25 protein-coding genes are annotated in these 23821 nt (G+C 70.7%); 14 read left to right on the top strand and 11 right to left on the bottom strand.

Annotation, left to right across the window (positions count from 1 at the left end; all coding sequences use genetic code 11):
- The first annotated feature begins 42 nt into the window (after positions 1-42).
- Together LZ009_RS06085 and LZ009_RS06080 are read left to right on the top strand one after the other, a co-directional pair.
- A complete protein-coding gene (locus LZ009_RS06085) occupies positions 43-600 on the top strand; it encodes a cytochrome b (protein ID WP_275696972.1) in 558 nt (185 codons plus the stop codon).
- Positions 601-781: 181 nt separating this feature from the next.
- Positions 782-1006 (top strand): DUF2630 family protein, encoded by a 225-nt coding sequence (locus tag LZ009_RS06080; RefSeq protein ID WP_275696971.1) that lies wholly within the window; start codon positions 782-784, stop codon positions 1004-1006.
- A gap of 92 nt (positions 1007-1098) precedes the next feature.
- Here LZ009_RS06080 and LZ009_RS06075 read toward each other — a convergent pair whose 3' ends face one another.
- Entirely contained in the window at positions 1099-2196 is a 1098-nt protein-coding gene (locus LZ009_RS06075; RefSeq protein WP_275696970.1) for a 3-deoxy-7-phosphoheptulonate synthase, read from the bottom strand.
- A 30-nt stretch (positions 2197-2226) separates the two neighbouring features.
- Between LZ009_RS06075 and LZ009_RS06070 the strand changes: the two genes are divergently transcribed.
- From LZ009_RS06070 to LZ009_RS06060, 3 genes are read left to right on the top strand one after another with little or no spacing between them, the layout of a single operon-like run.
- The gene (locus LZ009_RS06070; RefSeq protein WP_275696969.1) at positions 2227-2991 is read left to right on the top strand and encodes an alpha/beta fold hydrolase; all 765 of its coding nucleotides are present in this window, start codon (positions 2227-2229) and stop codon (positions 2989-2991) included.
- Positions 2988-4220 (top strand): MFS transporter, encoded by a 1233-nt coding sequence (locus tag LZ009_RS06065; protein WP_275696968.1) that lies wholly within the window; start codon positions 2988-2990, stop codon positions 4218-4220. Before LZ009_RS06070 ends, LZ009_RS06065 begins: the two co-directional genes overlap by 4 nt.
- A 10-nt stretch (positions 4221-4230) precedes the next feature.
- Positions 4231-5019 carry an SDR family oxidoreductase gene (locus tag LZ009_RS06060; protein ID WP_275696967.1) on the top strand — a complete coding sequence of 263 codons (789 nt, stop codon included), beginning with the start codon at positions 4231-4233 and terminating at the stop codon, positions 5017-5019.
- A gap of 3 nt (positions 5020-5022) precedes the next feature.
- Here the strand turns inward: LZ009_RS06060 and LZ009_RS06055 are convergent, their stop codons facing one another.
- Complete coding sequence (locus LZ009_RS06055; protein WP_275696966.1) at positions 5023-5799, bottom strand: enoyl-CoA hydratase/isomerase family protein; 777 nt, start codon at positions 5797-5799, stop codon at positions 5023-5025.
- Positions 5800-5972: 173 nt separating this feature from the next.
- Here LZ009_RS06055 and LZ009_RS06050 point away from each other — a divergent pair, with 173 nt between their 5' ends.
- The 4 genes from LZ009_RS06050 (at position 5973) to LZ009_RS06035 (ending at position 11122) form a co-directional block, all read left to right on the top strand.
- Positions 5973-7466 (top strand): ATPase domain-containing protein, encoded by a 1494-nt coding sequence (locus LZ009_RS06050; protein WP_275696965.1) that lies wholly within the window; start codon positions 5973-5975, stop codon positions 7464-7466.
- Complete coding sequence (locus LZ009_RS06045; protein WP_275696964.1) at positions 7463-9025, top strand: hybrid sensor histidine kinase/response regulator; 1563 nt, start codon at positions 7463-7465, stop codon at positions 9023-9025. The genes LZ009_RS06050 and LZ009_RS06045 overlap by 4 nt, the downstream gene beginning before the upstream one ends.
- 34 nt (positions 9026-9059) lie before the next feature.
- A complete protein-coding gene (locus tag LZ009_RS06040) occupies positions 9060-9941 on the top strand; it encodes a DMT family transporter (RefSeq protein WP_275696963.1) in 882 nt (293 codons plus the stop codon).
- A gap of 68 nt (positions 9942-10009) precedes the next feature.
- A complete protein-coding gene (locus LZ009_RS06035) occupies positions 10010-11122 on the top strand; it encodes a phospholipase A (RefSeq protein WP_275696962.1) in 1113 nt (370 codons plus the stop codon).
- Position 11123: 1 nt separating this feature from the next.
- Here the strand turns inward: LZ009_RS06035 and LZ009_RS06030 are convergent, their stop codons facing one another.
- Positions 11124-12173, bottom strand: coding sequence for a hypothetical protein (locus tag LZ009_RS06030; protein WP_275696961.1), 1050 nt, complete (start codon positions 12171-12173; stop codon positions 11124-11126).
- Between the two features lie 98 nt (positions 12174-12271).
- Here LZ009_RS06030 and LZ009_RS06025 point away from each other — a divergent pair, with 98 nt between their 5' ends.
- Both LZ009_RS06025 and LZ009_RS06020 read left to right on the top strand, forming a co-directional pair.
- Positions 12272-13816, top strand: a complete 1545-nt coding sequence (locus LZ009_RS06025; protein ID WP_275696960.1) for an ATP-binding protein — start codon at positions 12272-12274, stop codon at positions 13814-13816.
- Positions 13813-14475, top strand: coding sequence for a response regulator (locus tag LZ009_RS06020; protein ID WP_275696959.1), 663 nt, complete (start codon positions 13813-13815; stop codon positions 14473-14475). Before LZ009_RS06025 ends, LZ009_RS06020 begins: the two co-directional genes overlap by 4 nt.
- Before the next feature lie 68 nt (positions 14476-14543).
- Here LZ009_RS06020 and LZ009_RS06015 read toward each other — a convergent pair whose 3' ends face one another.
- From LZ009_RS06015 to LZ009_RS06005, 3 genes are read right to left on the bottom strand one after another with little or no spacing between them, the layout of a single operon-like run.
- Positions 14544-14846, bottom strand: coding sequence for a cupredoxin domain-containing protein (locus tag LZ009_RS06015; RefSeq protein WP_275696958.1), 303 nt, complete (start codon positions 14844-14846; stop codon positions 14544-14546).
- Complete coding sequence (locus LZ009_RS06010; RefSeq protein WP_275696957.1) at positions 14843-15358, bottom strand: DUF4142 domain-containing protein; 516 nt, start codon at positions 15356-15358, stop codon at positions 14843-14845. Before LZ009_RS06010 ends, LZ009_RS06015 begins: the two co-directional genes overlap by 4 nt.
- Before the next feature lie 55 nt (positions 15359-15413).
- On the bottom strand, positions 15414-15899 hold the full coding sequence (locus tag LZ009_RS06005; RefSeq protein ID WP_275696956.1) for a GNAT family N-acetyltransferase: 486 nt from the start codon (positions 15897-15899) through the stop codon (positions 15414-15416).
- Positions 15900-15941: 42 nt separating this feature from the next.
- Here LZ009_RS06005 and treF point away from each other — a divergent pair, with 42 nt between their 5' ends.
- A complete protein-coding gene (treF, locus tag LZ009_RS06000) occupies positions 15942-17552 on the top strand; it encodes an alpha,alpha-trehalase TreF (protein ID WP_275696955.1) in 1611 nt (536 codons plus the stop codon).
- Between the two features lie 34 nt (positions 17553-17586).
- On the opposite strand, the gene LZ009_RS05995 is transcribed toward treF, so the two are convergent.
- The 3 genes from LZ009_RS05995 to LZ009_RS05985 all read right to left on the bottom strand — a co-directional run bounded on the left by LZ009_RS05995 (position 17587) and on the right by LZ009_RS05985 (position 21065).
- A complete protein-coding gene (locus LZ009_RS05995) occupies positions 17587-19050 on the bottom strand; it encodes a DegQ family serine endoprotease (protein WP_275696954.1) in 1464 nt (487 codons plus the stop codon).
- A 63-nt stretch (positions 19051-19113) separates the two neighbouring features.
- Positions 19114-20409, bottom strand: coding sequence for an ATP-binding protein (locus tag LZ009_RS05990; protein WP_275696953.1), 1296 nt, complete (start codon positions 20407-20409; stop codon positions 19114-19116).
- On the bottom strand, positions 20406-21065 hold the full coding sequence (locus LZ009_RS05985) for a response regulator (protein WP_275696952.1): 660 nt from the start codon (positions 21063-21065) through the stop codon (positions 20406-20408). The genes LZ009_RS05990 and LZ009_RS05985 overlap by 4 nt, the downstream gene beginning before the upstream one ends.
- 148 nt (positions 21066-21213) lie before the next feature.
- Between LZ009_RS05985 and LZ009_RS05980 the strand changes: the two genes are divergently transcribed.
- Entirely contained in the window at positions 21214-22020 is an 807-nt protein-coding gene (locus LZ009_RS05980) for a hypothetical protein (protein WP_275696951.1), read from the top strand.
- A gap of 7 nt (positions 22021-22027) precedes the next feature.
- Here the strand turns inward: LZ009_RS05980 and LZ009_RS05975 are convergent, their stop codons facing one another.
- Entirely contained in the window at positions 22028-22444 is a 417-nt protein-coding gene (locus LZ009_RS05975; RefSeq protein WP_275696950.1) for a PaaI family thioesterase, read from the bottom strand.
- Positions 22445-22554: 110 nt separating this feature from the next.
- On the opposite strand from LZ009_RS05975, the gene LZ009_RS05970 reads away from it, so the two are divergent.
- On the top strand, positions 22555-22761 hold the full coding sequence (locus LZ009_RS05970; protein WP_275696949.1) for a hypothetical protein: 207 nt from the start codon (positions 22555-22557) through the stop codon (positions 22759-22761).
- Here the strand turns inward: LZ009_RS05970 and LZ009_RS05965 are convergent.
- Positions 22758-23777 (bottom strand): serine hydrolase domain-containing protein, encoded by a 1020-nt coding sequence (locus tag LZ009_RS05965; protein ID WP_275696948.1) that lies wholly within the window; start codon positions 23775-23777, stop codon positions 22758-22760. The genes LZ009_RS05970 and LZ009_RS05965 overlap by 4 nt on opposite strands.
- Positions 23778-23821: the final 44 nt, after the last annotated feature.

Below are 23821 nucleotides of genomic sequence, written 5' to 3'. Positions count from 1 at the left end.
GACCTTAACCCAGGACGCGCGCCGCCGCGTAGCATGCACGCCATGAAATCGACGACGACCTCTCCTTCCGTGGCCTGGCGCTATTCGACGCCCGCCATCGTGCTGCACTGGGTGCTGGCGGCGCTCATCGTCTTCATGGCCGCACTGGGCTGGTGGATGATGACCGTGGAGCACGAGCCCGGCGGCGAGCAGTGGATCGCGCTGCACAAGTCCATCGGGCTCATCGTGTTCACCCTGGTGCTGTTGCGGCTGCTCTGGCGCCTCTTCCACAAGCCCGCGCCGCTGCCGGCTGGCCTGCCGCGCTGGCAGGTGCTGCTGTCGCACGCCACGCAGGTGCTGATGTATGGGGTGATGGTGGTGCTGCCTTTCACCGGCACCCTCGGCTCGGCCTACTCGCGCCTGGGGCTCGCCTTCTTCGGCCTGCCGCTGCACCTGGTGGCGGCGCCGGACCGTCCCACCGCAAAACAGTTCTTCGAGTTGCACGAGACCCTGGTGTGGGTGCTGGTGGCGCTGGTCGTCCTGCACGTGCTGGGCGGGCTGAAGCACCTGCTGGTGGACAAGGACGAAGTGTTCTCCCGCATGTGGCGGGCGCGGTCCTGACGCTGCCTCTTTGCCGGGCACCGTGTCGAGCGCAAGCATTGGCGCGGCTCGGACGCGATTCCATCGCGGTTGTCCACAGCCTTCTCCACCGCCGCTGTGGGAATCGTCCGACGACCGGCAGTGCCGGCAGCGCGCAAGATGGAGTTACCATCGCGCTCCCCGGCGCAGGAGTGGCCGAAAGATGAACGACAAGAGCATCCTCCAGCACATCACCGAACTCGTCGACGAAGAGCACAAGCTGCGCGATGGCGCGGCCGGCAACGACGCGCGCCTGAAGCAGGTGGAGGTGGAGCTGGACCAGTGCTGGGACCTGCTGCGCCAGCGCCGCGCCAAACGCGAGTTCGGCGAGAACCCGGACAACGCCACGCCGCGGGATCCGGGGACGGTGGAGAACTACGAAGGCTGACGCGGGGAGCCGCGGTTCGCTGCGCTCACCAACGGCCTACGAATTCCCGACATGTACGGCCCGCGTAGGCCGTGGTGACGAAGAAACCGCGGCTAACGCCGCGCGCGCGAAGCCGCGGCGAGCGCGCGCATCACTTCTTCCGTCTGCGTCCAGCCGATGCAGCCATCGGTGATCGACACGCCGTGCTGCAGCGGCACGCCGGGCTTCAGGTCCTGCTTGCCGGCTTGCAGGTGGCTTTCGATCATCAGGCCGAGGATGCGCTTCTCCCCGCTCTCCACTTGGCGCGCCACTTCGTGGGCCACTTCCACCTGCCGCTTCCAGTCCTTCGCCGAATTGGCATGCGAGCAATCGACCATCACGCGTTCGCTCACGCCCGACTTGCGCAGCAGCCCGCAGGCCGCCTCGATCGAAGGCGCGTCGTAGTTCGGGCCCTTGCTGCCGCCGCGCAGGATGATGTGGCAGTCGTCGTTGCCCGAGGTCTCGAAGATCGCGACCTGGCCCATCTTGGTCATGCCCATGAAGGCATGCGGCGCGCGGCACGCGATCAGCGCATCGGCCGCCATCTGCACGCCGCCATCGGTGCCGTTCTTGAAGCCGATCGCGCAGCTCATGCCCGACGCCAGCTGGCGGTGGCTCGGGCTTTCCGTGGTGCGGGCGCCGATCGCGCCCCAGCTCACCAGGTCGGCGATGTACTGCGGGCTGAGCAGGTCCAGGAACTCAGTGCCGGCCGGCAGGCCCAGCTGCGCGATCTCCAGCAGCAGCTCGCGCGCGCGGCGCAGCCCCTCGTTGATGCGAAAGCTGCCGTCCAGGCGCGGGTCGTTGATGAAACCCTTCCAGCCCACGGTGGTGCGCGGCTTCTCGAAATAGACCCGCATCACCACCAGCAGGTCGTCCGCGAGCTCGCCGGCGAGCGCGTGCAAGCGATGCGCATATTCCATGGCCTGCGCATGGTCGTGGATGGAGCACGGCCCCACCACCACCAGGAGCCGCGGATCGTTGCCGTGCACCACCTGCGCCACCGCGGTGCGGCTGCGCTCCACGAAAGCCTGCACGCCGTCGTCGGCGGGCAGCTCGTACTGCAGCAGCGCGGGCGAGATCAGCGGGCGCACGTCGCGGATGCGCACGTCGTCCAGCCGCGTGGCCTGCGGCATCTCTTCCTGGCCCTCGGGCATGGCGGCGGTCGGCTTCATGCGGCAAGCGTACCGCATACACTTTCCGCCATGCAGAACGTGGCGTTGGACGGGGTCCGCATCGAATACCAGTGGGTCGGCAACAGGGAGCGGGCGGCGCCCGTCGTCGTGTTCCTGCACGAGGGCCTGGGCTCCGTGGCGATGTGGCGCGACTTCCCGGCGCGGCTGTGCGACGCGGCCGGCGTGCGCGGCCTGGTCTACTCGCGGCCGGGCTACGGCAAGTCGACGCCGCGCGCCGCCGGCGAGCAGTGGCAGCCCGACTTCATGCACCGCCAGGCGCGCGAAGTTCTGCCCGCCTTGCTGCGCGCGCTGGAGGTCGAGCGGCCCTGGCTGTTCGGCCACAGCGACGGCGGCTCCATCGCCCTGCTCTACGCCGCCGCGTTTCCGCAGGCCTTGCGCGGAGCGATCGTGCTGGCGCCGCACATCCTGGTGGAAGAAGTCTCCGTGACCAGCATTGCGCAGGCCCGGGAGGCTTATCGCAACACGGACTTGCGGGCGCGGCTCGCGCGCTACCACGACGACGTCGACTCGGCCTTCTGGGGCTGGAACGACATCTGGCTGTCCCCCGCGTTCCGCGACTGGTCCATCGAGGAAGAACTCGCGGCCATCCGCTGCCCGCTGCTGGCGGTGCAAGGCGTGGACGACGAATACGGCACGCTGGAGCAGGTGCGCGGCATCGCGCGCCGGGTGCCCCAGGCCGAGCTGCTCGAACTGCCCGCCTGCGGCCACTCGCCGCACAAGGACCAGCCCGACACGGTGATCGCCGCGGCGACCGCTTTCCTGCGCCGCGCGTGAACGCCGCTCCCGACCGCAGCCTGCGCACGGCCATCACGCTGCTGGCGCTGGCCGGCTTCTTCAGCGGCGCAGCGCTGCGCATCTGCGACAGCCTGATCCCGCGCCTGTCGCACGACTTCGGCATCAGCGCGGGCACGGCGGGGCGCGTGGTGCTGACCTTCGCCGTCGCCTACGGACTGTCGCAGCTGGCTTTCGGGCCGCTCGGCGACCGCTACGGCAAGGCGCGCCTCATCTGCATCGCGCTCTTCGGCTGCGCGCTCGGCTCGCTCGCCTGCGCCTTCGCGCCCGGCTTCGATGCGCTGGTCGGCCTGCGCATGCTGTGGGGCATCGCCGCGGCCGGCGTGATTCCGCTGTCGATGGCCTTCATCGGCGACGCCGTGCCGTACGAGCAGAGGCAGGCCACGCTGGCGCGCATGCTGCTGGGCACCTTGTCCGGGATGATGGCCGGCCAGCTGGCGGGCGGGTTGTTCGCCGATTCGAGCTGGGGCTGGCGCGGCGCCTTCCTCACGCTGTGCGCGGGCTATGTCGTCGTGGCCGTGCTGCTGGCGCTCAACCTGCGCAACATCGCGGCACCGATCTCGAACTCCGGCAAGAGGGTGGCCGTCATCGCCCAGCTGACCACCGTGCTGCGCGAACCCTGGGCGCGAAAGGTGCTGGTCGCCGTTGCGGTGGAAGGCCTGCTGCTGCTCGGGCCCATGGCCTACCTGCCGGCCTACCTGCAGCAGCGCCATGGCCTCACGCTGTCGGCCGCTTCCGGGCTGCTGGCCCTCAATGCGGTGGGCGGGCTGTTGTACGCCGTTTCGGCACGGCGCATCGTGCAGCGCTTCGGCGAGCGGCGCATGGTGTGGTGGGGCGGCATCGCGATGTGCGCGTCCTTCGTGGCGCTCTACGTGTCGCCGCTGGGCTGGGTCGCGGGCCCGGTTTCGCTGGTGCTCGGCTTCGGCACCTACCTGTACCACAACACCTTGCAGACCAACGCCACGCAGATGGTGCCCAGCGTGCGCGGAACCTCGGTGGCGCTGTTCGCCTTCTGCCTGTTCACCGGGCAGGCGGTGGGGGTGAGCTGGGCCGGAACGGTGTTCGACCGCTTCGGGGCAGGACCGATGCTGCTGGCGCCGGCGGTGGGGCTGGCGATTGCGGGCTGGTGGTTCGCGCGCGCGTTGCGGCTCCGTCATTCCCGCGAAGGCGGGAATCCAGGGCACCCTGGCTCCCCGCCTCCGCGGGGATGACAATGCGGGCATGAACCTCGAACTCACCGGCAAACACGTGCTCATCACCGGCGGCACGCGCGGCATCGGCTATGCCTGCGCGGCGGAATTCCTGCGGGAAGGCTGCAAGGTCACCATCGTCGGCCGCGACGCGGCGCGCGCCGACCGGGCCTGCGCCAGCCTGCGCTCCGGCAAGGCCGAGGTGGGCGCCTTGGCCGCCGACCTCACGGACGCAACCGCGGCGCTGGCCATGATCGACCAGGCCGAGAAGGAACGCGGCCCGGTCGACATCCTCGTCAATTCGGCGGGCGCCGCGCGCCGCACGCCCTTCCACGAGCTCGAGCCGCAAGCCTGGCACGACGCCATGCAGGCCAAGTTCTTCACCTACGTCCACGTGATGGACCCGCTGGTCAAGCGCATGGGCGCGCGCGGCGGCGGGGCGATCGTGAACGTGGTGGGCATGGGCGGCAAGATCGCGACCACGACGCACATCGCGGGCGGCGCGGCGAACGCGGCGCTGATGCTGGCCAGCGCCGGACTGGCCGCCGCCTGGGGACCGAAGGGCGTGCGGGTGAATGCGGTGAATCCGACGCTGACCCTCACCGACCGGCTGGCCGAGGGCCTCGCAGCGGATGCCCGCCTGCGCAACACCAGCGCCGAAGACGTGCTGAAGCAGGCCGAAAGCAAGCTGCCGCTCGGGCGACTCGCGCAGCCGGAAGACATCGCCAATGCGGTGGTGTTCCTGGCCTCGCCGCGCGCCGGCTACATCTCGGGGGCGATCCTGTCGATGGATGGCGCATCGACCCCCATGGTGGTCTGAGCCTCAGCGCCCTTTCCACACCGGCTTGCGCCGCTCCGCGAACGCCCGGCGTCCCTCGGCAAAATCCTCGCTGTCGACGCTCGCCTGCTCGCGCGCGCGCAGCCGCGCCACGTCGTACTCGCCGCGCGCGATTTCGTTGAGCGACTGCTTCATCGACTGCGCGGCCAGCGGCGCCAGTGTCGCCAGGTGCGCGGCGAACTCGTTCACGCGCGCCTCCAGCCGCTCGGGCGGGACCAGCTCCTGCAGGTAGCCCACCCGCAGCAACGTCTGCGCATCGAGCGCCTGGCCGCTCAGGAAGGCCCGCTTCGCCACCGTCACCCCGAGCCGCGACACGTAGCGCACCAGGCCGCTCGCGTAGTAGTGCAGCCCCAGCGCCGCCGCCGGCATGCGCATCTCGATGCCCTCGGCGCCGAGCGCGAAGTCGCACGCCAGCACCAGGTCGGTGGCGCCGCCGTAGACGCTGCCGTTCAGGGCGCAGACCGTCAGCGGCCGCAGCCGCTCCAGCGCCTGCGCCACCTGCTCGAAGTTCGCGGCCGGCTTGCCCGCTTCGAATTCGCCGGTGTGGTAACCCGCGCTGAAGACCGGCCGCTGCGCCAGCACCTCCGCCGTCAGCACCACCACGCGGATGCTCTCGTCCGCATCCACCTGCGCGAACAGGGCCAGCAGGCGTTCCAGGTCCTCGTTGTGCAGGCGGTTGCGGTAGGCGGGACGCGCCAGCGTGATGCGGGCGATGCCGCCGTCGGCGCCGTAGCGCGGGGGTTCGTAAGGCGGGTGCGTCATGGCGCCTGAATTCTCCCGCATCGCCGCACACGGCCTGTCGGCTGGCCCTTGCACGCGTCAGCGGCTGCCTACCCCAGCCATTGTTCCCGGCCGTCCGCCGCTCGCTCGCTGCTTCCCGTCCGGCACACGGCCGGTTCCGCGAGCATCGCCCGATACGAACAAGAGGCCCCAGGATGCAGCCAGACCGCCCCGCCATCGACCCGACCGGCATTGCCGGGCTCGACGACATCCTCAAGGGTGGGCTGCCCAGCGGCCAGCTGTACCTGTTGGAAGGCGCGTCCGGCGCCGGCAAGACCACGCTGGGCCTGCAGTTCCTGCTGGAGGGCGTGCGGCGCGGCGAGACAGTGCTGTGGTGCACCTTGTCCGAAACCGAGTCGCAGCTGCGCTCCACCGCCCGCGCGCACGGCTGGGACCTGGCCGGCGTGAACATCGTCAACGTGTCGCAAGCCGGCTCCGAAGGCGGCGCGCTGCAGGACACCGAGTACTCCTTCTTCGCGCCGGGCGACATCGAGCTGCACGACGTGACGCGCGCCATCATGGACGTCGCCGCCCGGGTGCGCCCCCGCCGCGTGGTGTTCGATCCCTTTTCCGACATCAAGCTGCTGGCTCGCGACCCGCTGCGCTACCGCCGCCAGCTGCTGCAGCTGCGCGAGCACTTCGCCGGCATGGGCGCCACCGTGCTGCTGATCCAGGAGCACGGCCTGGAGCAGCCGAGCGACCCGGCCGGGGAAGGCGTCGTGCACGGCATCATCGGCCTGTACCAGGCGGCTCCCGACTACGGCAAGCCGCGGCGCCGCCTGCGGGTGCACAAGCTGCGCGGGGTGGATTACCGCGAAGGCTTTCACGACGTGGCACTCAAGACCGGCGGCCTCGTGGTCTATCCGCGCCTGAACGCCAGCGAGCACGCCTTGCCCGAGGACCGCGCGGAAATCGCGAGCGGCATTCCCGCACTGGACCAGATGCTGGGCGGCGGTCTCGACCGCGGCTCCAGCCTGCTGGTGATGGGCCCGTCCGGCGCCGGCAAGAGCACCTTGTGCAGCCAGTTCGCACTGGCGAGTGCCGGGCGCGGCGAACGCGCCGTCATCTACCTGTTCGACGAGACCAAGCGCGCCTACCTGGCGCGGACCGACGGCCTGCAGATGCCGCTGCGCGAGCGGATCGAAGCGCGGCAGGTGGAGATCGTGCAGGTCAACCCGGCCGAGTTCTCGCCCGGCGAATTCGCGCACATGGTCCGCGCCCACGTCGAGGAGCAGGACGCGCGGCTGGTGGTGATCGACTCGCTCAACGGCTACATGGCCGGCATGCCCGACGAATCGCACCTGGCCATGCACATGCACGAGCTGCTGACGTACCTGGCGCTGCGCAACGTGGTGACGCTGCTGACGATGAACCAGCAGGGCATGATCGGCGAAAGCCCCAGCATGCCGGTGGACGTGAGCTACCTGGCCGACGCGGCCATCGCGCTGCGCTACTTCGAGGCCAGCGGCGCGGTGCGGCGTGCGGCCTCCGTGGTCAAGCGCCGCTGCGGCCCGCACGAAGTGTTGATCCGCGAGCTGTCGATCGCGCCGCCGGGCGTGCACATCGGCGACGCGCTGCACGAGTTCCACGGCGTGCTGTCGGGCCAGCCCGACTGGCGCGGCCGCAACGAAGACCTGGCCACCCGATGAACGCCCGGGCCGGCCTCCCGCGGGACGAGCAGGCGGAGGTGCTCGTGCTCGCGCCCGGCCGCGACGGCGAACTCAGTTGCCGCGTCCTCCACGACCACGGCCACCGCTGCCGGCGCTGCCGCGACGCGGACGACCTGCGCGACCAGCTGTGCGACGAGGCGGGCGCACTGCTGATTGCCGAGGAAGTCATGACGGCGCCGCTGGTCGCTTGGTTGCAGGCCCGGCTGCAGCACCAGCCCGCCTGGTCCGACCTGCCGATCCTCGTGGTCGCCCAGCGCGAGCAGGTGTCGCCGGCGCCTGCGCGGCTGGCCGCGCTGGGCAACGTCACGCTGCTGACGCGGCCCATGGCGCTGGGCGATCTCGCAACGGCCGTGGCCAGCGCCTTGCGCGCGCGCGACCGCCAGTTCCAGGTGCGCCGCCTGCTGGACCAGCAGCGCGAGGAAGCGCGGCGCAAGGACGAATTCCTCGCCATGCTGGCGCACGAATTGCGCAACCCGCTCACGCCGGTGCGTTACGCGGCGCGCGCCCTGGGTGCCGAAGCCGCGACCCCGCGGCAACGCCACCTGACCGAGGTGGTGGAGCGCCAGGTCGCGCACATGGGCAGCGTGATTTCCCAGCTGCTCGACGTGTCGCGCCTCACGCGCGGCAAGATCGAGCTGGACCGGGCGCCGCTGGACCTGGCGGACCTGGCGCGCCGCTGCGCCGAAGCGCACCAGGGCAGCGCCGTGCAGCGCGAAGTGCGGCTGGAAGTCGACGCGCCCCAGCCGGTCTGGGTCGACGGCGATGCCACGCGCCTGGGCCAGGTGGTCGAGAACCTGTTGGACAACGCCATCAAGTTCTCGCCGCCCGGCACCCGCGTGCTGCTGGAAGTGGCGCGCGCCGGCGGCCAGGCCAGTCTCGCGGTCACCGACGAAGGCGACGGCATCCAGCCTGCGGACCTGGCCTACGTCTTCCAGCCCTTCGTGCAGGCCGACCGCACGCTGGACCGCGCGCGCGGCGGCCTGGGCCTCGGCCTCGCCATGGTGAACGAGCTGGTGAAGCTGCACGACGGCGAGGTGCAGGCGCTCTCCGACGGCCAGGGCCGCGGCAGCCGCTTCGTGGTCACGCTGCCGGCTTGCGACCCGCCGCAGGAAGAAACTGCCGACGAGGCTGCGACGAGCGACGGATCCGCGCCCGACCCCGGCGGCCAGAAGCTGCACGTGCTGCTGGCCGAGGACAACGAGGACGCTGCCGAAACGCTGCGCATGCTGCTGGAGTTTTCGGGCTACGAAGTGCGCGTGGCCCATTCGGGGCCGGAGGCCGTCGCGGCGGCGCGCGAACGCCGGCCCGACGCGCTGCTGTGCGACATCGGCCTGCCCGGCATGAGCGGCTACGACGTGGCGCGCGAACTGCGCACCGACCCCGGGATGGCGGACACCTTGTTCATGGCGCTGACCGGCTACGGCACCGCGGAGGACAAGGCGGCGGCGCTGGAAGCCGGCTTCGACCTGCACCTCGCCAAGCCGGTGGATCCCGAGCTGGTGTTCCGCGAACTGGAGCGATTGGGCCGGCCCGGCTGAGTGCAGCCGCCGCGCGCGGCTACGATGGGCGTCCATGCCCCAAGCCCTCCCCCTGCGCGCGGCGCTGCCGCTGATTGCCGTCCTCACCCTCGTCTGGGGCACCAACTGGACCCTTTTCCCCCTGGCGGTTCGCGAACTGTCGGTGTGGACCTTCCGCTTCGTGTCGCTGGTCGGCGCCGGCTCGCTGCTGCTGGCGGTGGCCCGGGCCAAGGGGCAGAGCCTCGCCATTCCGCGCGCCTACTGGAAGACCACCGTCGCCGCGGCGCTCACCTACCTGGTGGTGTGGAACATCGCCAGCACCTATTCGGCGGTGCTGATTCCGTCCGGCCAGGCCGCGGTGCTGGGCTTCACCATGCCGTTGTGGGCCGCCTTGCTGGGCGCGGTGTTCCTGCGGCAGAAGCTGGAGCGCCGCTCGCTCCTCGCGCTGTTCCTCGGATTCATGGCGGTGGCGCTGCTGGCCTGGCGCGGCTTGCATGCGTACGCCGAGGCGCCGCTCGGATTCGCCGCGGGCATCGTGGCGGCCATCGGCTGGGCCGGCGGCACCATCCTCCTGAAGCGCAACCCGCCGCCGGTGCCGCCGCTGGTGCTGACCGGCTGGCAGCTGCTGATCGCCGCGGTGCCGATCGGCGTGGGTGCGCTGTGGTTCGGCGGCGCCTGGTTTATGCCGTCGTGGCAGTCGATCCTGGTGGTCGCCTACATCACCATCATGCCCATGGCCCTCGGCAACGTGACCTGGTTCGCCATCGTCGGCCTGCTGCCGGCGCACATCGCGGGCCTGGGTTCGGTGATGGTGCCGGTCGTTGCCATGCTCACCGGCGCGATCGTGCGCGGCGAGCCGCTCGGGCCGATCGAACTGCTGGCGATGGCCTGCAGCGCGGGCGCGGTGGCGCTGGCGCTGCTCCCGAAACGCGGGTGACGGCCACACCCGTTCGTGAAAGCCTGCCCTGCCGGCACGCTAAGCTCGCACGTCTCGAGGGAGACCCCATGCAATGGAAATTCACCGCCGGCGGCCTGCTGCTGGCGCTGCTGGCCGCGACCGTGCCGGCGCAAGCGCAGCAAGCGGCCGGCTGGCAATCCTGTGCCGCCATCGGCAGCGACAAGGAAAGGCTCGCCTGCTTCGACGCCTGGGCCGGCCGGCAGGCGCCGCCGCCGGCGGCCGCCGCCTCCGCTTCGACACCGGCCGCCACGACCGCCACCGTGGCCATCGCGCCGGGGAACCGCGACGAAGAACAAGGCTGCCACGATCCGCAGGCCTCGGAGCTCTCGCGCTTCTGGGAGCTGGAACGCACGACCAGTTGCGGCACCTTCGGCATCCGCAGCTACCGCCCGATCAGCCTGTCGGTCATCGCTTCGGACAGCGTGAACCACCAGCCGACTTCGGGCAACCCGGCCAACAACGCGACGGCCGACGCCCCTTATCGCACGACCGAGACGCGCATCCAGCTCTCGGTGCGCAGCAAGCTGGGCGAAGGCATGTTGAGCGGGCCCGGTCCGCTGCAGGATTCGCTCTGGTTCGGCTACACCCAGCAGTCGTACTGGCAGCTGTTCACCGGCGACCTCTCGCGGCCCTTCCGCGTGACCGACCACGAGCCGGAAGTGTTCTACGTCTATCCCTTCGCGCAGCCGCTGGCCGGCGGCTGGGCGTTGCGCTACGGCGGGGTCGGCATCGTGCACCAGTCCAACGGCCAGAGCCTGCCGCTGTCGCGCAGCTGGAACCGCGTCTACCTGATGGCGGGCGCGGAGCATGCCGGCGGGCTGAGCCTGCAAGGCCGCCTGTGGAAACGGATGTCGGAGGATCCCGCAACCGACGACAACCCCGAGATCAGCGACTACGTGGGCCGCGGCGAACTGCTGGCGACCTGGACCACCGGCGGCGGCCAGCTGCTCTCCTTCACCTGGCGCACCACCTTGAAGCGGATGGACCGCGGCTCGGCGCGCCTGCAGTGGATGATCCCCGTCAAGTCGCCCTTCACGGGCTCGCACTTCGGCAGCCTGCAGTGGCACACGCAGCTGTTCACCGGGTACGGCGACAGCCTGCTGGATTACAACCGGCGGCGGACGGTACTGAGTCTGGGCCTGAGCCTGTTCGACTGGTAGCTCATTCCGCCTCGTGCTTCGCGCCCAAAAGGGCGTTCGCACTCGCATCCCCCGCGCCACCGATGCTTGCCTGGAACGCGATCCAGGCGATCGCCAGCTGACCGCCGCTGGCCGCGAGCCGGTCCTCTTCGACCAGCATGCGCGCCAGCCCGCCCAGCGCCTGCGCCTCGGGCACTTCGCCGCGCAGGAAGCGCTCGCGCAGCGCCAGGTACTGCGGCTGCAGCGCGAGCAGCGCCGCCTCCTGCTGCTTCGCGGCCTGCACCGCCGCATCGAGCTGGGCCAGGCGCAGCGCGATGTCCTGCCGCGCCGCCTCGAGGACATCCTCGGGCTGTGAACCGACGGCGGACGCGATGGACTCCTCGGCCGGCGCAATGGGCGCCGACAAGGCCTGCAGGTAGCGCGCCAGCCGCAGCTGCCCCGCGGCGGTGTCGCGGCCCGCTTGCGCGAGCTGCGCCTCCGCCTGCGCGACGTCGGGACGGCGGCGCAGCACGATGCCGGGCAGCTCGCGCGGCACGTCGAAGGCGGGCACCGGCAGCCGCGCATCGCCCAGCGCGGGCGCAAGCTGGCGCGACAACATGGCCACGCTGCGCGTGCCGCCGGTGCGCTGGGCCAGCAAGTCGATGCTCGCAGTGCGTAGGGCCTCGAACTGCGGCAGGCGCGCCTGCGCCGACTCCAGCGCCTGCTGCGCACTGCGCGCCGCATCGCCGTCCGGCCCGCCGCCGGCGCGCAGGAGTTCCAGCTGCCGCTGCAGGGTGTCGACCAGCAACCGGCCGTTCATGAGGCGCACGCTGGCCACGCGCGCCAGCACATAGGCCGCGGTGGCATCGGCCTGCAGTTGCAGCGCCAGCAAGGCCTGCAGCGGCGGCGCGGCAGCCGCGGGGGGCGCCGCTTCGGCCAGCAACAGGTTGAGCGTCGCGTCGTTGAAGGCCGACCACCAGACGGGTGCGGCCTCGGCGCGCGCGCCGGGTGCGCGCACCAGGCAAGCGAGTGCCAGGGTGGCCGGCAGCAGCAGGCGCAGGAAGGCAAGGGGAGAGAGGGTTCGATGCGGCATGGCGGCTCCTGGCGACGCGCCCAGCTTGCGCGGCGATCTTGCAGGCATCTGGGAGGCGCCTCCACGATTCCTCCCCAATCGCCGGGTAGAGTGCGGCCATGCGCCTCACCTTGCAGCGCAAGGTCTTCCTTGCGCTGACGCTCCTGCTGCTGTTGCTGCTCTCGCTGTTCGTCGCGACCTCCCGGCTCGCACTGCAGCGGGGCATCGGCCCTTACGTGGCGGAGATCGAGCTGTCGCGCCTGGATTGGGTGGCCGCCAACCTGCAGCAGGCTTACGCCAAGCAAGGCAGCTGGCAGTTCCTGAAGGACGACCCGCAGGCCTGGCATGCCGCGCAGATGCTGCCCGGTTTTCCGCGCAACGGCTTCGGGCCTAGGCGCGAGTTCGCCGGCGGCCCGCACGGCGACGGCCCGCCGCAGCGGCGCGGCCCCGACGAGCGCCGCGGCCCGCCCCTGCTGGCGCCGCAGATGGACGTGCTGCCGCAGCGCTACATGCCGCCCCCGCCGCCGGGCGCGCTCGACGACCCGCGCTCGGGCCCCATCACCGTCTACCACCGCCTGGCGCTGCTGGCCGCCGACGGGCGCACCGTGCTGGCGGGCAAGGCCGACGTCGACCTCGAAGACCTCGTGCGCAAGCCGCTTGCCCACGACGGCCGCACCATCGGCTACCTGGCCCTGGCGCCGCTGCAAGGCGTGGGCACGCGGGCCGACGAGGCTTTCGTCGCACGCCAGTCGACCTACCTGCTCGGTACCGGCCTGATCGGCCTGGTGGTGGCGCTGCTGATCTCGCTGGCGCTGGCGCGCCGCTGGCTGGCCTCGCTGCAATCGCTGGCCGGTGCCGCGCGTGCGGTGGCCGATGGCAAGCTGAACGTGCGGGTGCCGGTCGAAGGCGACGACGAACTGGCGCAGCTCACCGAGACCTTCAACACGATGGCCGCGCGGCTGGGCGCCGTCGAGGAATCGCGCCAGCACTGGCTGGCCGACATCGCGCATGAACTGCGCACGCCCATCGCCGCCATGCGTGCCGAGATCGAGGCGCTGCAGGACGGCGTGCGCAGCTTCGATGCGCACACCGCGAGCCGCCTGCATGCGCAGGTGATGCGCCTGGGCAAGCTGGTGGAGGACCTGCGGCAGGTGATGGACGAGACGCATGCCGGGGCCGAGCAGGCGCAGGCCGAGGTGCGGCCGCTGGCCGCGCTGCTGGAGGCGGTGGACCAGATGGAGCCGCGGCTGCAGCAGGGCCGCATCGCGGTCGAAGGCCTGGAGGGCTTGCGCGCGCTGGCCGACCAGCGCGATCCCGTGGTCCGGGGCGACCCGACGCGGCTGGCGCAGGTCTTCGCCAACCTGCTGGAGAACACGGCCCGCTACACGCAAGCGGGCGGGCGCCTGGTGCTGCATGCGGACGTCGAGGACAAACGCCTGGTCATCACGCTCGACGACACGCCGCCCGCGCCCGCCGCCGCCGACCTGCCGCGCCTGTTCGACCGCTTCTTCCGCGGCGACGCTTCGCGCGACCGCGCCACGGGCGGCTCGGGCCTCGGCCTGTCGATCTGCCGCGCCATCGTCGAAGCGCACGGCGGCCGCATCGCCGCCCAGCCTTCGCCCCTGGGCGGGCTGCGCATCACGCTGGAGCTGCCCCTCGCATGAGCCGCATCTTCGTCGTCGAGGACGAACAGGACATCGCCCCCGTGCTGGTGGACTACCTGCGCGCCGCCGGCCTGGCGCCACGCCACTTCGCCGACGGCGAGCAGGCGCTGCAGGCCGCGCTGGCCGACCCGCCGGACCTGGTGCTGCTGGACGTGATGCTGCCGGGGCGCAGCGGCCTGGAGGTGCTGCGCGCGTTGCGCAAGGAAGGCAGCCTGCCGGTGATCCTGCTGACCGCGCGTGTCGAGGAAGTCGACCGGCTGCTGGGACTGGAGCTGGGCGCCGACGACTACATCTGCAAGCCCTTCTCGCCGCGCGAAGTAGTGGCGCGGGTGAAGGCCGTGCTGCGGCGGGCGGTGCCCGCGCCGCCGGGAAAGGGCCCGCATCTCGACGAGACGCAGGGCGTGGCGACGCTGGCCGGCCAGAAGCTGGCGCTGACCCGCAAGGAGTTCCAGCTGCTCGCCGTTCTGGCGCGCCGGCCGGGCCGCATCTTCTCGCGGCCACAGCTGCTGGAGCTGGTCTATCCCGACGCGCTGGACACCAGCGAACGCGTCCTGGACAGCCACGTGAAGAACCTGCGCCGCAAGCTCTCGGCCGCGCAGGACGACCACGAGTGGATCCGCTCGGTGTACGGCGTCGGCTTCAGCTTCGAGGCCTCCTAGCATCCCCCCAACTGGCTTGCGATGCTGGGCCGGCTATACGATCGAACCGACCCCACCACCGCCCGGCGTCATTCGACGACCAACGTTCCCTTCATCGTCGGATGCAAGTTGCACACATACGCGAACTTGCCCGCCTTGCCCACGGTATGGCTCCAGCTCCTGCCCGCCGCGATCGTCTTCGAATCGAAGCTGCCGGCGGCGGTGGCGGTGTGCGGCACCGGGTCGGCGTTGCGCCACACGACCTTGTCGCCCTTCTTCACCACCAGCGCCGCAGGCGAGAACTGCATTCCCTCGATCTTCACCTCGTGCGTGGCTGCGCAGGCGAACCCCGGCAGCAGGAGCGCCGCCAGCAGTGCGAATCGCGCGCTCACTTCAGCCCCTCCTGCAGGTGCTTCGCATGCTCCAGGTGGGCGACGAACGCGGGTCGCACCTTGACCAGCAGCGCCTTCAGCTCCGAGTTCCGTGCCGACGGGATCAGCGTCTTGTCCATCGCATCCAGCACGGCCTGGTGGTAGTCGACCTCGTGGTCCACGTAGGCCTTGTCGAAGGCTTTGCCCTTGAGTTTCTTGAGCCTGGCGATGTTCTCGTCGCCGCCCTGCTTCAGGCCGTCGGCGGTGGCATTGCCCTCGGGCTTGACCTGGAGCTTCTTCACCAGGTCGGTGGCCGCCTTGTTGACGCCGGTGTGGTCGGTGACCATCTGCGCGGCAAATTTCTTCACCTCGGCGGACTTCGACTTGCCGTGCGCGAGCTTGCCGGCGTCGATGTCGACCTCGTTGGCGGTCACCACGATGGCGGCGATCTGCGGATCGGTGACCTGGGCGTGGGCCGCCGGCAGGGCGGCGGAAAGAAGCAGCAGCGCTGCGGCGGGCAGGAAGCGGACCATGGCGTTCTCCAGAGTGGTGGCTGCATGGATGCGCCGACCGGCCCGCGCGTTCCCGTCAGGGCTCCAAGTACACCACGCCCTGCTTCATCTGCTCGAACAGCAGGTAATCCGTACCGTCCATGCCCAGCGCACGGTAGGTCGCTTGCGCCGCGGTGTTCTCGTGCTCGACATAGAGCCGGAAGCCGCAGACATCCGGCGTGCGCTCGGCGGTTTCCGTGAGGTGCCGGTAGAGCGCGCGGAACACGCCGTGGCGGCGCCACTGCGGCCGCACGTAGACGCTCTGGATCCACCAGAAGCGGCCGTTGCGCCAATCGCTCCATTCGGTGGTGACCATCAGCGACCCCGCGACCTCGCCGTCCGCCTCGGCCACCAGGTAGAAGCCCAGCGCGGGCTCGGCCAGCATGCGGCGCACGCCGGCGCCCACCACGGCCGGCAGCAGGCGCTTGCCCTCGGTTTCGTGCGCCATCGCGATGTTGAATTCGGCCAGCACGTCGGCATCGTCCGGCCGGGCCAGGCGGATCTGCGGGAATGAAGCGTCCATCCCCTGAATCTAACCCGGCGCGCTATCCTGCCTTCAAACAACATGAAGACTCCTGTCGTCCAAGAGCCGCACCTGCCCCATGCCCGTCGCGCCGCGGCCGAACGCCAGCCGGCGCCCGACACGCTGACGCCGGCCGACCGCTACCGGGAACTCTTCGTCGCCGTGCAATCGCGCCGCGTGTTCCCCGACAGCAAGACCTTCGTCGACTGCGCGCCGCGGCAGGCGCCGGAGACTATCCTCACCGCCTACCGCGCGCAGCACGCGGCACCCGGCTTCGATTTGAAGCATTTCGTCGAAACGCACTTCGATCCGCCGGCGCCCGCGCGCAGCCAGTTCGTGCCGCAGGACGGCTGGACGCTGGCCCAGCACATCGATGCGCTTTGGCCCTGCCTCACGCGCGAGCCCGAACAGCATCCCGTGCACGGCTCGCTGCTGCAGCTGCCGCACCCTTACGTCGTGCCGGGCGGGCGCTTCATCGAGCAGTACTACTGGGATTCCTACTTCACGATGCTGGGCCTGGCCGAGAGCGGCTGCGCGGAGCTGCTGCACGCGATGACCGACAACTTCGCCTACCTGATCGACACCTACGGCCACGTCCCGGACGGCACGCGCACCTATTACCTGAGCCGCTCGCAGCCGCCGCTGTTCGCGCTGATGACGCAGCTGTGCGAGCAGCGCGGCGGGCCGAGCGCGCACGGCTACCTGCCGCAGCTGCGGCGCGAGCATGCCTTCTGGATGGAGGGCGAGCACCACGTGCAGGCCGGCGCGCCGCACCGCCGCGTGGTGCGGCTGGAGGACGGCAGCGTGCTCAATCGTCATTGGGACGACCGCGACACGCCGCGCGAGGAAGCCTGGGCGGAAGACGTGGCGACGGCGGCGCAGAGCGCGCGCCCCCCGCACGAGGTGTACCGGCACCTGCGCGCCACCGCCGAAACCGGCTGGGACTTCAGCTCGCGCTGGTGCAGGGAAGACCTTCCGGGTTCGCTCGCCAACATCCACACCACCGACCTGCTGCCGGTGGACCTGAACTGCTTCCTGCACGAACTGGAGCGCACCATCGCGCGGCTGGCGCGGCATGCCGGCGACGAGACCGTGGCGCGCGAGTTCGCGCAGCGCGCCGACGCGCGCTCGCATGCGATCGCGCGGGTGTTCTGGAATGCGCGCGAAGGAATCTACGTCGACTACGACTGGAAGCTGCGGCGGCAGCGGCGCGCGCTCACCGCAGCGACGGTCGTGCCGCTGTTCTGCGGGGTGGCCACGGCGCCCCAGGCCGAAGCCGTCGCCGCCGCAATCGTGGCGCGCCTGCTCGCGCCCGGCGGCCTGGGCACGACCGAATACGAAACCACCGAGCAGTGGGACCGACCCAACGGCTGGGCGCCCTTGCAGTGGATGGCGGTGGAGGGCCTGCGCCGCTACGGCCACACGTCGCTGGCGGCGGAGATCCGGACGCGCTGGATGCGCACCGTGCAGGCCCTGTTCGAGCGCGAGCACCGCCTGGTGGAGAAATATGCGCTGCGGCCCGATTCGGCGCCGCGCGGCGGCACCGGGGGCGAGTATCCGCTGCAGGACGGCTTCGGCTGGACCAACGGCGTCGTGCGGCGGTGGTTGCACGAGGGAGCCGGGGTTGCCACCCCAGCCTACCGGACACCGTAGGCCGGGGTGGCAACCCCGGCTTCCCGTTCGCCCATCAACCGATGCGGATCGGCACGAAGATCTTGTCGTCCCCGCGCTGGATCAGCAGCGCCACCGACTTGTCGGACTTCGCGAGCGCGGCCTTCATCTGCTCCACGGTCGCCACCGGCGTGCCGTTGACGGCCAGCACCACGTCGCCCTCTTCCACGCCCGCGCGCTCGGCGGCGCCGGCCACGTCCTGCACGACCAGGCCGTTGCGGATGCCGGTCTGTGCCTTCTCGTCGGGCTGCAGCGGCCGCAGGGCCAGGCCCAGCTTCCCGCCCGCCGACGCATCGGGCGACGACGACACCGCCGCGACCTTGTCGCTCGCCGCGGCCAGCTTCGCGGTGACCTCCACCCTCTTGCCCTGGCGCCACACGTCCAGCGCCACCTGTTCGCCCGGCGTCGACAGGCTGATGGCTGCCGGCAGGTCGCCCGAGGCCACGATGGGCCGGCCGTTCACGCCGCGGATCACGTCACCGGCCTGCAGGCCGGCGCGATCGGCGGGGCTGCCCTTCTCCACGCTGGAGACCAGCGCGCCTTCGGGGCGATCCAGGCCGAAGGAATCGGCCAGGCTCTGGTTCACCTCCTGCACCGCCACGCCCAGCCGCGCGTGCTCCACCTTGCCGTGGGCCACGATCTGGTCCTTGATGCGGCTGGCGACGTCGATCGGGATCGCGAACGACACGCCCTGGTAGCCGCCCGACTGGCTGTAGATCTGCGAGTTGATGCCGACCACCTCGCCGCGCGCGTTGAACAGCGGGCCGCCGGAGTTGCCGGGGTTCACCGCCACGTCGGTCTGGATGAAGGGCACGGCGCTGTCGTCCGGCAGCGCGCGGCCCTTGGCGCTGACGACGCCGGCCGTCACCGTGTTCTCGAAGCCGAAGGGCGCGCCGATGGCCAGCACCCATTCGCCGACGCGCAGGTTCTCGGTGCTGCCCAGCGTCACCACCGGCAGGTTGGCCGCGTTGATCTTCAGCACCGCGACGTCAGTCTTGGGATCGGAACCCAGCACCTTGGCCTTGAACTCGCGCCGGTCGGTGAGCTTCACGATCACGTCGGTGGCGTCCTTGACCACGTGCGCGTTGGTCAGGATCACGCCGTCGGCGCCGACGATGAAGCCGGAGCCCATGCCGTGCGTGGGCTGCGGCTTCTGCGGCCGCATGCCGCGCTGGAACTGGCGGAAGAATTCGAGCGGGTCGCCGTTGAACTGGGCGCCGTTCTCGTCGCTCGAAGCCTTGCCGGTCACGCTGATGTTCACCACGGCGGGGCCGTAGCGTTGCGTGATCAGCGGGAAGTCCGGCATGACGACGGCGGTGCCGGTCGCCGGCGACGTGACCGTCGCTGCGGGCATGGGCGGCAGCACGGCGGCGCGGGCCGGCGCCTGCAGGTGGAAAGCTTCGACCGCCGCGCCGCCGAGGGCGCCGGCGCCGAGCAGGGCCAGCACCAGCGGGGCGGCCTTGAGGTTCGTTCTGGTCATGGCATGGGTCCTTGGAAATGGAAAGGGACCCTGCCAATGTGCAGGCGGATGCTTAGATGAAGCTTAAGGCGGGCTGGTGGGGCGCCCGAAGCGCAGCTCCACGCGCAGCCCCCCGAGCGCCGATTCGGCCAGGACGAGATCCGCGCCGATCCGCTCCGCAACCGCCTTCACGATCGCCAAGCCCAGCCCGCTCCCCTGCGCCCCGCTCCCCGGCACGCGGTAGAACCGGTCCAGCACCCGCTGCCGCTCCGCCTCCGGAATCCCCGGCCCGCTGTCTTCCACCGCCAGCCAGGACGGTCCCAGGGCGATGTCGATGCGGCCGCCCGCCGGCGTGTACTTGATCGCGTTGTCGACCAGGTTGCGCAGCGCCAGCCGCAGCGCCTCGCGCGGGGCCTGCACGATCACCGGCGCGCCGTCCGCCAGGCCGAGGTCCTGGCCCTTGGCCTGCGCGCGCGGCAACAGTTCCGACACCGTTTCGCGCGCCAGCGCCTCCAGGTCCACCGGCTCGGCCGCGCCTTCCTCGGCCCCCTCGGCACGCGCCAGCACCAGCAGCTGCTCCACCAGCGCGATCGCGCGTTCGATGCCGGCCGCCATGTCGGCCACCGCGCCCGCGCGCGCCGTCTCGTCCCGGGCCCGTTCGGCGGCCTGCACCTGAAGCCGCAGCGCGGTCAGCGGCGAACGAAGCTCATGCGCCGCATCGGCGACGAAGTTCTGCTGCGTCTGCAAGGTCTCGCGCACGCGGCCGAACAGCAGGTTCAGCTCCGCCACGAGCGGCTGCACCTCCAGCGGCACGCCCTGCGCGGGCAGCGGCGACAGGTCGGTGGCGGCCCGGCCCGCCACCTGCTTGCGCATGCGCGTGAGCGGTGCCAGCGAGCGATTGATGACCCAGCCTACGGCCAGCATCAGCAGCGGCGTCAGCAGCAGTACCGGCAGCACCGCATTGGCCGCCAGCACGCGGGCTCGTGCCTCACGCGCATCGAGGTCCTGCGCGATCTGGATCGTGTTCTCCGGCGTCTGCAAGGTGTAGATGCGCAGCCGCAGGCCGTTGACGCGCGTGTCGGAAAAGCCCAGCACCGCCTGCGCCGGCAGCTGCGCGCCATTGCTGCGGTAGATCTCGCTGCCGTCCGGCCCCCACACCTGGACCGAATATTCGGATGCTTCGCTGCCCGGCACGAGGGGCACGCCGCCATGCACCGAGCGCGCCACTTCTTCCAGGTGGAAGTCGAACATCTTGTCGGCCTCGCGCAAGGCCGTGCGATAGGTCGTGCTGGCCTGCAGCAGCGACACCAGGCCGATGGCGGCCAGCACCAGCGCAAGCAGGCGCCCGCGCAGCGAATGGGTGTTCGTGAAGGGATTCAATCGCGTGGCACCACGTAGCCGAGCCCGCGCACGGTCTTGATGAAATCGGAGCCCAGCTTCTTGCGCAGGCCGTGCACATAGACCTCCACCGCGTTGCTGCTGACTTCGTCCTTCCAGCCGTACAGCTTCTCTTCGAGCTGCGCGCGCGAGAAGACGACGCCGGGACGCTGCAGCATGGGCTCGAGCAGCGCCCACTCGCGCGCCGAGAGCGCCAGCGGCTGGCCGTTGAGGTTGGCCTGCTTGGTCGCGGGGTTCAGGTCTACGCCCTTGTGGCTGATCAGGGGCTCGGCGCGGCCCGCACTGCGGCGCAACAGCGCGCGCACGCGGGCCAGCAGTTCATCGGTGTCGTAGGGCTTGACGATGTAGTCGTCCGCGCCGGCATCGAGGCCCGCCACGCGGTCGCCGACGGCGTCGCGTGCGGTCGCCACCAGCACGGGCACGGTGCTGCGGCGCGCCCGCAGCGTGCGCAGGACCTGCAGTCCGTCGGTACGCGGCAGGCCCAGGTCCAGGAGCACGAGGTCGTACTGGCCGGCCTGCAGCGCGGTGTCTGCTGCAGAGCCATCGCGCACCCAGTCGGTGGCGTAGTTCTCGCCACGCAAGAGGTCGAGAACGGCGCGGCCGATCATTTCATCGTCTTCGACAAGGAGGATGCGCATGAATATCGCTGGGCCAGGAAACTGTCAGGAGCAGAGCTTAGCGCGGGAAAAAAGCACGAACCACCGTTGGGAATGAGCCGGTTGGCGCCTACGCCGAACTCGGTGGCGGCCTACAGGTCTGTCAATACATTCCTACAGAGAAAGACACATGAAGAGCTTGCCCGCCCGCCTCCCGCTCGCCCTGGCTGCCACTGTTGCCGTCGTCGGCTTCGCGGGGTTGAACCCCACGACCGTCAGCGAAGCCGTGTCGCGCACCGTGGCGGCTCCGGCGGCCGTGGCAACCGCGCCGATGGCCGTGGCCGCCGCCGTGGCTCCCGCCAACCCGCTCACCAAGCTCAGCGAGAGCACCCAGGACGCCGTGCGCGTCGCTTTCGCGAACACCGACGCGGTGCGCGAGAAGATCAAGTGGGTCCCGGTGAACCATGCCGGCGAGAAGGTGATGACGCCCGATGCGGCCTCGCGCCTGCTGCTGGCCAAGTTTGCCGCCGAGCGTGCCGGCCTGCAGGAAGTCGGCCTGAACTACCAGGACGTGTACGGCCTGATCATGGCGGAAACGTCGTGGGTTCCGCGCACCGGCATGGGCAAGAACGGCACGCGCAGCTACGGCCTCGCGCAATTCGAGCCGGGCACGGCCAAGGGCGTGGGCCTGAAGAACCCCAACGACCCGGTGGAAGCCGTGTACGCCGCCGCGCTGCACATGAAGCACGCCGCCGAGTGGTCCGCCGACAAGCTGGAAGCGCTGAAGCTGCCGCCGCAGGTCTACGCGACCAAGCTGCGCGAAGGCGTGTCGGTGTACTACAACCTGTCGTGGAAGGGCCGCAAGGTCTGGGACGGCGTCAACACTGCGGCCCTGCCGGAAGCCACGCAGCGCCACATCAAGAACACCGCCTGGGGCGCGCAGCGCGCCGAGTACCTCGAAGAGAAGCTGGCGTCGGAAGGCGGCCTCTCCAGCTGAGGCAGCTTCACTTCGTGTAGAGCACCATCTGCGTGCAGCGGAACAGGGCCAGCGTGCGGCCCGTTTCGCGGTGCGTCACCACCGCATCCCACACCTGGGTCGACTTGCCCTGATGGGCCACAGTCGCCACGCACTCGATCGTGCCGTCGCGCGCCGTGCCGAGGTGGTTGGACTTCAGTTCTATCGTCGTGAAGCCGTTGGCGCCATCCGGCAGCAGCGCGATGCAGCCGGCGCCGCAGGAGGTGTCGGCCAGCGTCACCAGCGTGCCCGCGTGCAGGAAGCCGTTCGGTGCCATGGCATACGGACGCACCGGCAGCTCGGCGTGCACCTGCCGGTCGGTGACGGCCGTGATGACGATGCCCAGGTGGCCGGGCAGGCAGCCGGCGCTGCGCTCGTTGAACTGTTCAGGCGTGATCTTGGGCATGGTGCCTGCCATTGTCGGTCACAGTCTTCACGCGCGCTTTGCAGGATGAGGTAGGCCCCCGCCCGCCATTCGCCGTTGAAGGAGGAAGCAAGAACCGAGGAGGTCCCGCCGTGCTTCACTCCACTTCCCGCCCCTACCAGCTGCGCTTCCGCTCCCTGTTCGACAGCGGCCGCGGCTATGCCTTTCCCTGCGACTGCGCCGGCCAGGTCGACCTGGACACGCTGAGTGACCAGGCCCGCAACAACTACCTGTACGCGCGGGCGATGGTGGGACGCGAACTGGCCTGCCCGGAAATCGAGCCGACCGAACTGCACTAGTCCGTTTCGGTCACGCAGGCGGCAAGCCAGCCGCAGGCCGGATGCGCGCCGGGCAGCACCAGGCCCGCCACGTCGTCCATCAGCCGCAGGCCGGTGTTGCCGTTGGTGAAGAGCGCCAGCCCCGCCTGTTGCGCCACGTTGCCCAGCGCGAAGGCACGCACGCCATCCATCTTGCCCCACTGGAAGAAGCTGCCGCCCGCTTCCAGTCCCCAGCCCAGGCCCCACGCCAGGTCGTCCTCGGTCGGCGAGGGCGCCTCTTCCAGATCGACCGCCGCGCCGCGCGGCACCGGCACCACCGGCTTGAACCACTCGCGCCAAGTCGATTGCTTGAGCCACGCACCCTGCAGCACAGCGGCAACGAAGCGCCCGTAGTCGCCCGCCGTCGTCTGCAAGGAATACGACGCGCTGGCCGCCGCGGGCTTGTGCTTGGACAGCCGCGCTCCGCCCTGGTGGGGGCTGGCGAACCGGCCTGCGAAAGCGTCCTGCCATTCGAAGCTCGACTGGCGCATGCCCAGCGGGACGAAGACGAGGCGCCGCAGCGTGAGCTCCAGCGGCTCGCCGGTGCGCGCCTCGATGGCCTTCTGCATGTGCATGAAGCCGAGGCTGGAGTAGCTGTAGCGCGTGCCGGGTGTGAAGTACAGGCGCGGCGCCTCGCCGCGGGCCCGCAGGTTCTGCAGGCCGCCGGTGTGCGTGAGCACGTGGCGGAAGGTGATGCCCAGCGAGCGCGCATCGTCGGGGACGGGGGCGGAGACGAGCTGTGCCAGCGGCTGGTCCAAGTCCAGCAGGCCGGCGTCGGCCAGCTGCAGCACCGCATAGGCCACCATCGGCTTGCTGAGGGAGGCGGCGTCGAACACCGTGTCGGCGGTGACGCGCTCGCCGCTTTCGATGTCACGGACGCCGGCTGCAATCACTTCGACGGCGCCGCCACGCACGAGGGCGAGCGCGGCGCCCGGCACGGCGCGCGCTTCCAGCAAGGCGGCCAGCCAGTCCTGCAGGTCGAGGGGGTCGCGGGTCATGGTCTCCACTCTAGCCTGCCGCGCGCGTGCACGGTTCGCGCGGC

It is taken from the genome of Ramlibacter paludis (assembly GCF_022012305.1).
Classification (GTDB): domain Bacteria; phylum Pseudomonadota; class Gammaproteobacteria; order Burkholderiales; family Burkholderiaceae_C; genus Ramlibacter; species Ramlibacter paludis.
This window is presented reverse-complemented; position numbering and strand designations above follow the sequence as displayed.

Coding starts and splice junctions, on each gene's coding strand:
- LZ009_RS06085 (WP_275696972.1), top strand. CDS start 43: ATGAAATCGACGACGACCTCTCCTTCCGTGGCCTGGCGCTATTCGACG.
- LZ009_RS06080 (WP_275696971.1), top strand. CDS start 782: ATGAACGACAAGAGCATCCTCCAGCACATCACCGAACTCGTCGACGAA.
- LZ009_RS06075 (WP_275696970.1), bottom strand. CDS start 2,196: ATGAAGCCGACCGCCGCCATGCCCGAGGGCCAGGAAGAGATGCCGCAG.
- LZ009_RS06070 (WP_275696969.1), top strand. CDS start 2,227: ATGCAGAACGTGGCGTTGGACGGGGTCCGCATCGAATACCAGTGGGTC.
- LZ009_RS06060 (WP_275696967.1), top strand. CDS start 4,231: ATGAACCTCGAACTCACCGGCAAACACGTGCTCATCACCGGCGGCACG.
- LZ009_RS06055 (WP_275696966.1), bottom strand. CDS start 5,799: ATGACGCACCCGCCTTACGAACCCCCGCGCTACGGCGCCGACGGCGGC.
- LZ009_RS06050 (WP_275696965.1), top strand. CDS start 5,973: ATGCAGCCAGACCGCCCCGCCATCGACCCGACCGGCATTGCCGGGCTC.
- LZ009_RS06045 (WP_275696964.1), top strand. CDS start 7,463: ATGAACGCCCGGGCCGGCCTCCCGCGGGACGAGCAGGCGGAGGTGCTC.
- LZ009_RS06040 (WP_275696963.1), top strand. CDS start 9,060: ATGCCCCAAGCCCTCCCCCTGCGCGCGGCGCTGCCGCTGATTGCCGTC.
- LZ009_RS06035 (WP_275696962.1), top strand. CDS start 10,010: ATGCAATGGAAATTCACCGCCGGCGGCCTGCTGCTGGCGCTGCTGGCC.
- LZ009_RS06030 (WP_275696961.1), bottom strand. CDS start 12,173: ATGCCGCATCGAACCCTCTCTCCCCTTGCCTTCCTGCGCCTGCTGCTG.
- LZ009_RS06025 (WP_275696960.1), top strand. CDS start 12,272: ATGCGCCTCACCTTGCAGCGCAAGGTCTTCCTTGCGCTGACGCTCCTG.
- LZ009_RS06020 (WP_275696959.1), top strand. CDS start 13,813: ATGAGCCGCATCTTCGTCGTCGAGGACGAACAGGACATCGCCCCCGTG.
- LZ009_RS06010 (WP_275696957.1), bottom strand. CDS start 15,358: ATGGTCCGCTTCCTGCCCGCCGCAGCGCTGCTGCTTCTTTCCGCCGCC.
- LZ009_RS06005 (WP_275696956.1), bottom strand. CDS start 15,899: ATGGACGCTTCATTCCCGCAGATCCGCCTGGCCCGGCCGGACGATGCC.
- treF (WP_275696955.1), top strand. CDS start 15,942: ATGAAGACTCCTGTCGTCCAAGAGCCGCACCTGCCCCATGCCCGTCGC.
- LZ009_RS05995 (WP_275696954.1), bottom strand. CDS start 19,050: ATGACCAGAACGAACCTCAAGGCCGCCCCGCTGGTGCTGGCCCTGCTC.
- LZ009_RS05985 (WP_275696952.1), bottom strand. CDS start 21,065: ATGCGCATCCTCCTTGTCGAAGACGATGAAATGATCGGCCGCGCCGTT.
- LZ009_RS05980 (WP_275696951.1), top strand. CDS start 21,214: ATGAAGAGCTTGCCCGCCCGCCTCCCGCTCGCCCTGGCTGCCACTGTT.
- LZ009_RS05975 (WP_275696950.1), bottom strand. CDS start 22,444: ATGCCCAAGATCACGCCTGAACAGTTCAACGAGCGCAGCGCCGGCTGC.
- LZ009_RS05965 (WP_275696948.1), bottom strand. CDS start 23,777: ATGACCCGCGACCCCCTCGACCTGCAGGACTGGCTGGCCGCCTTGCTG.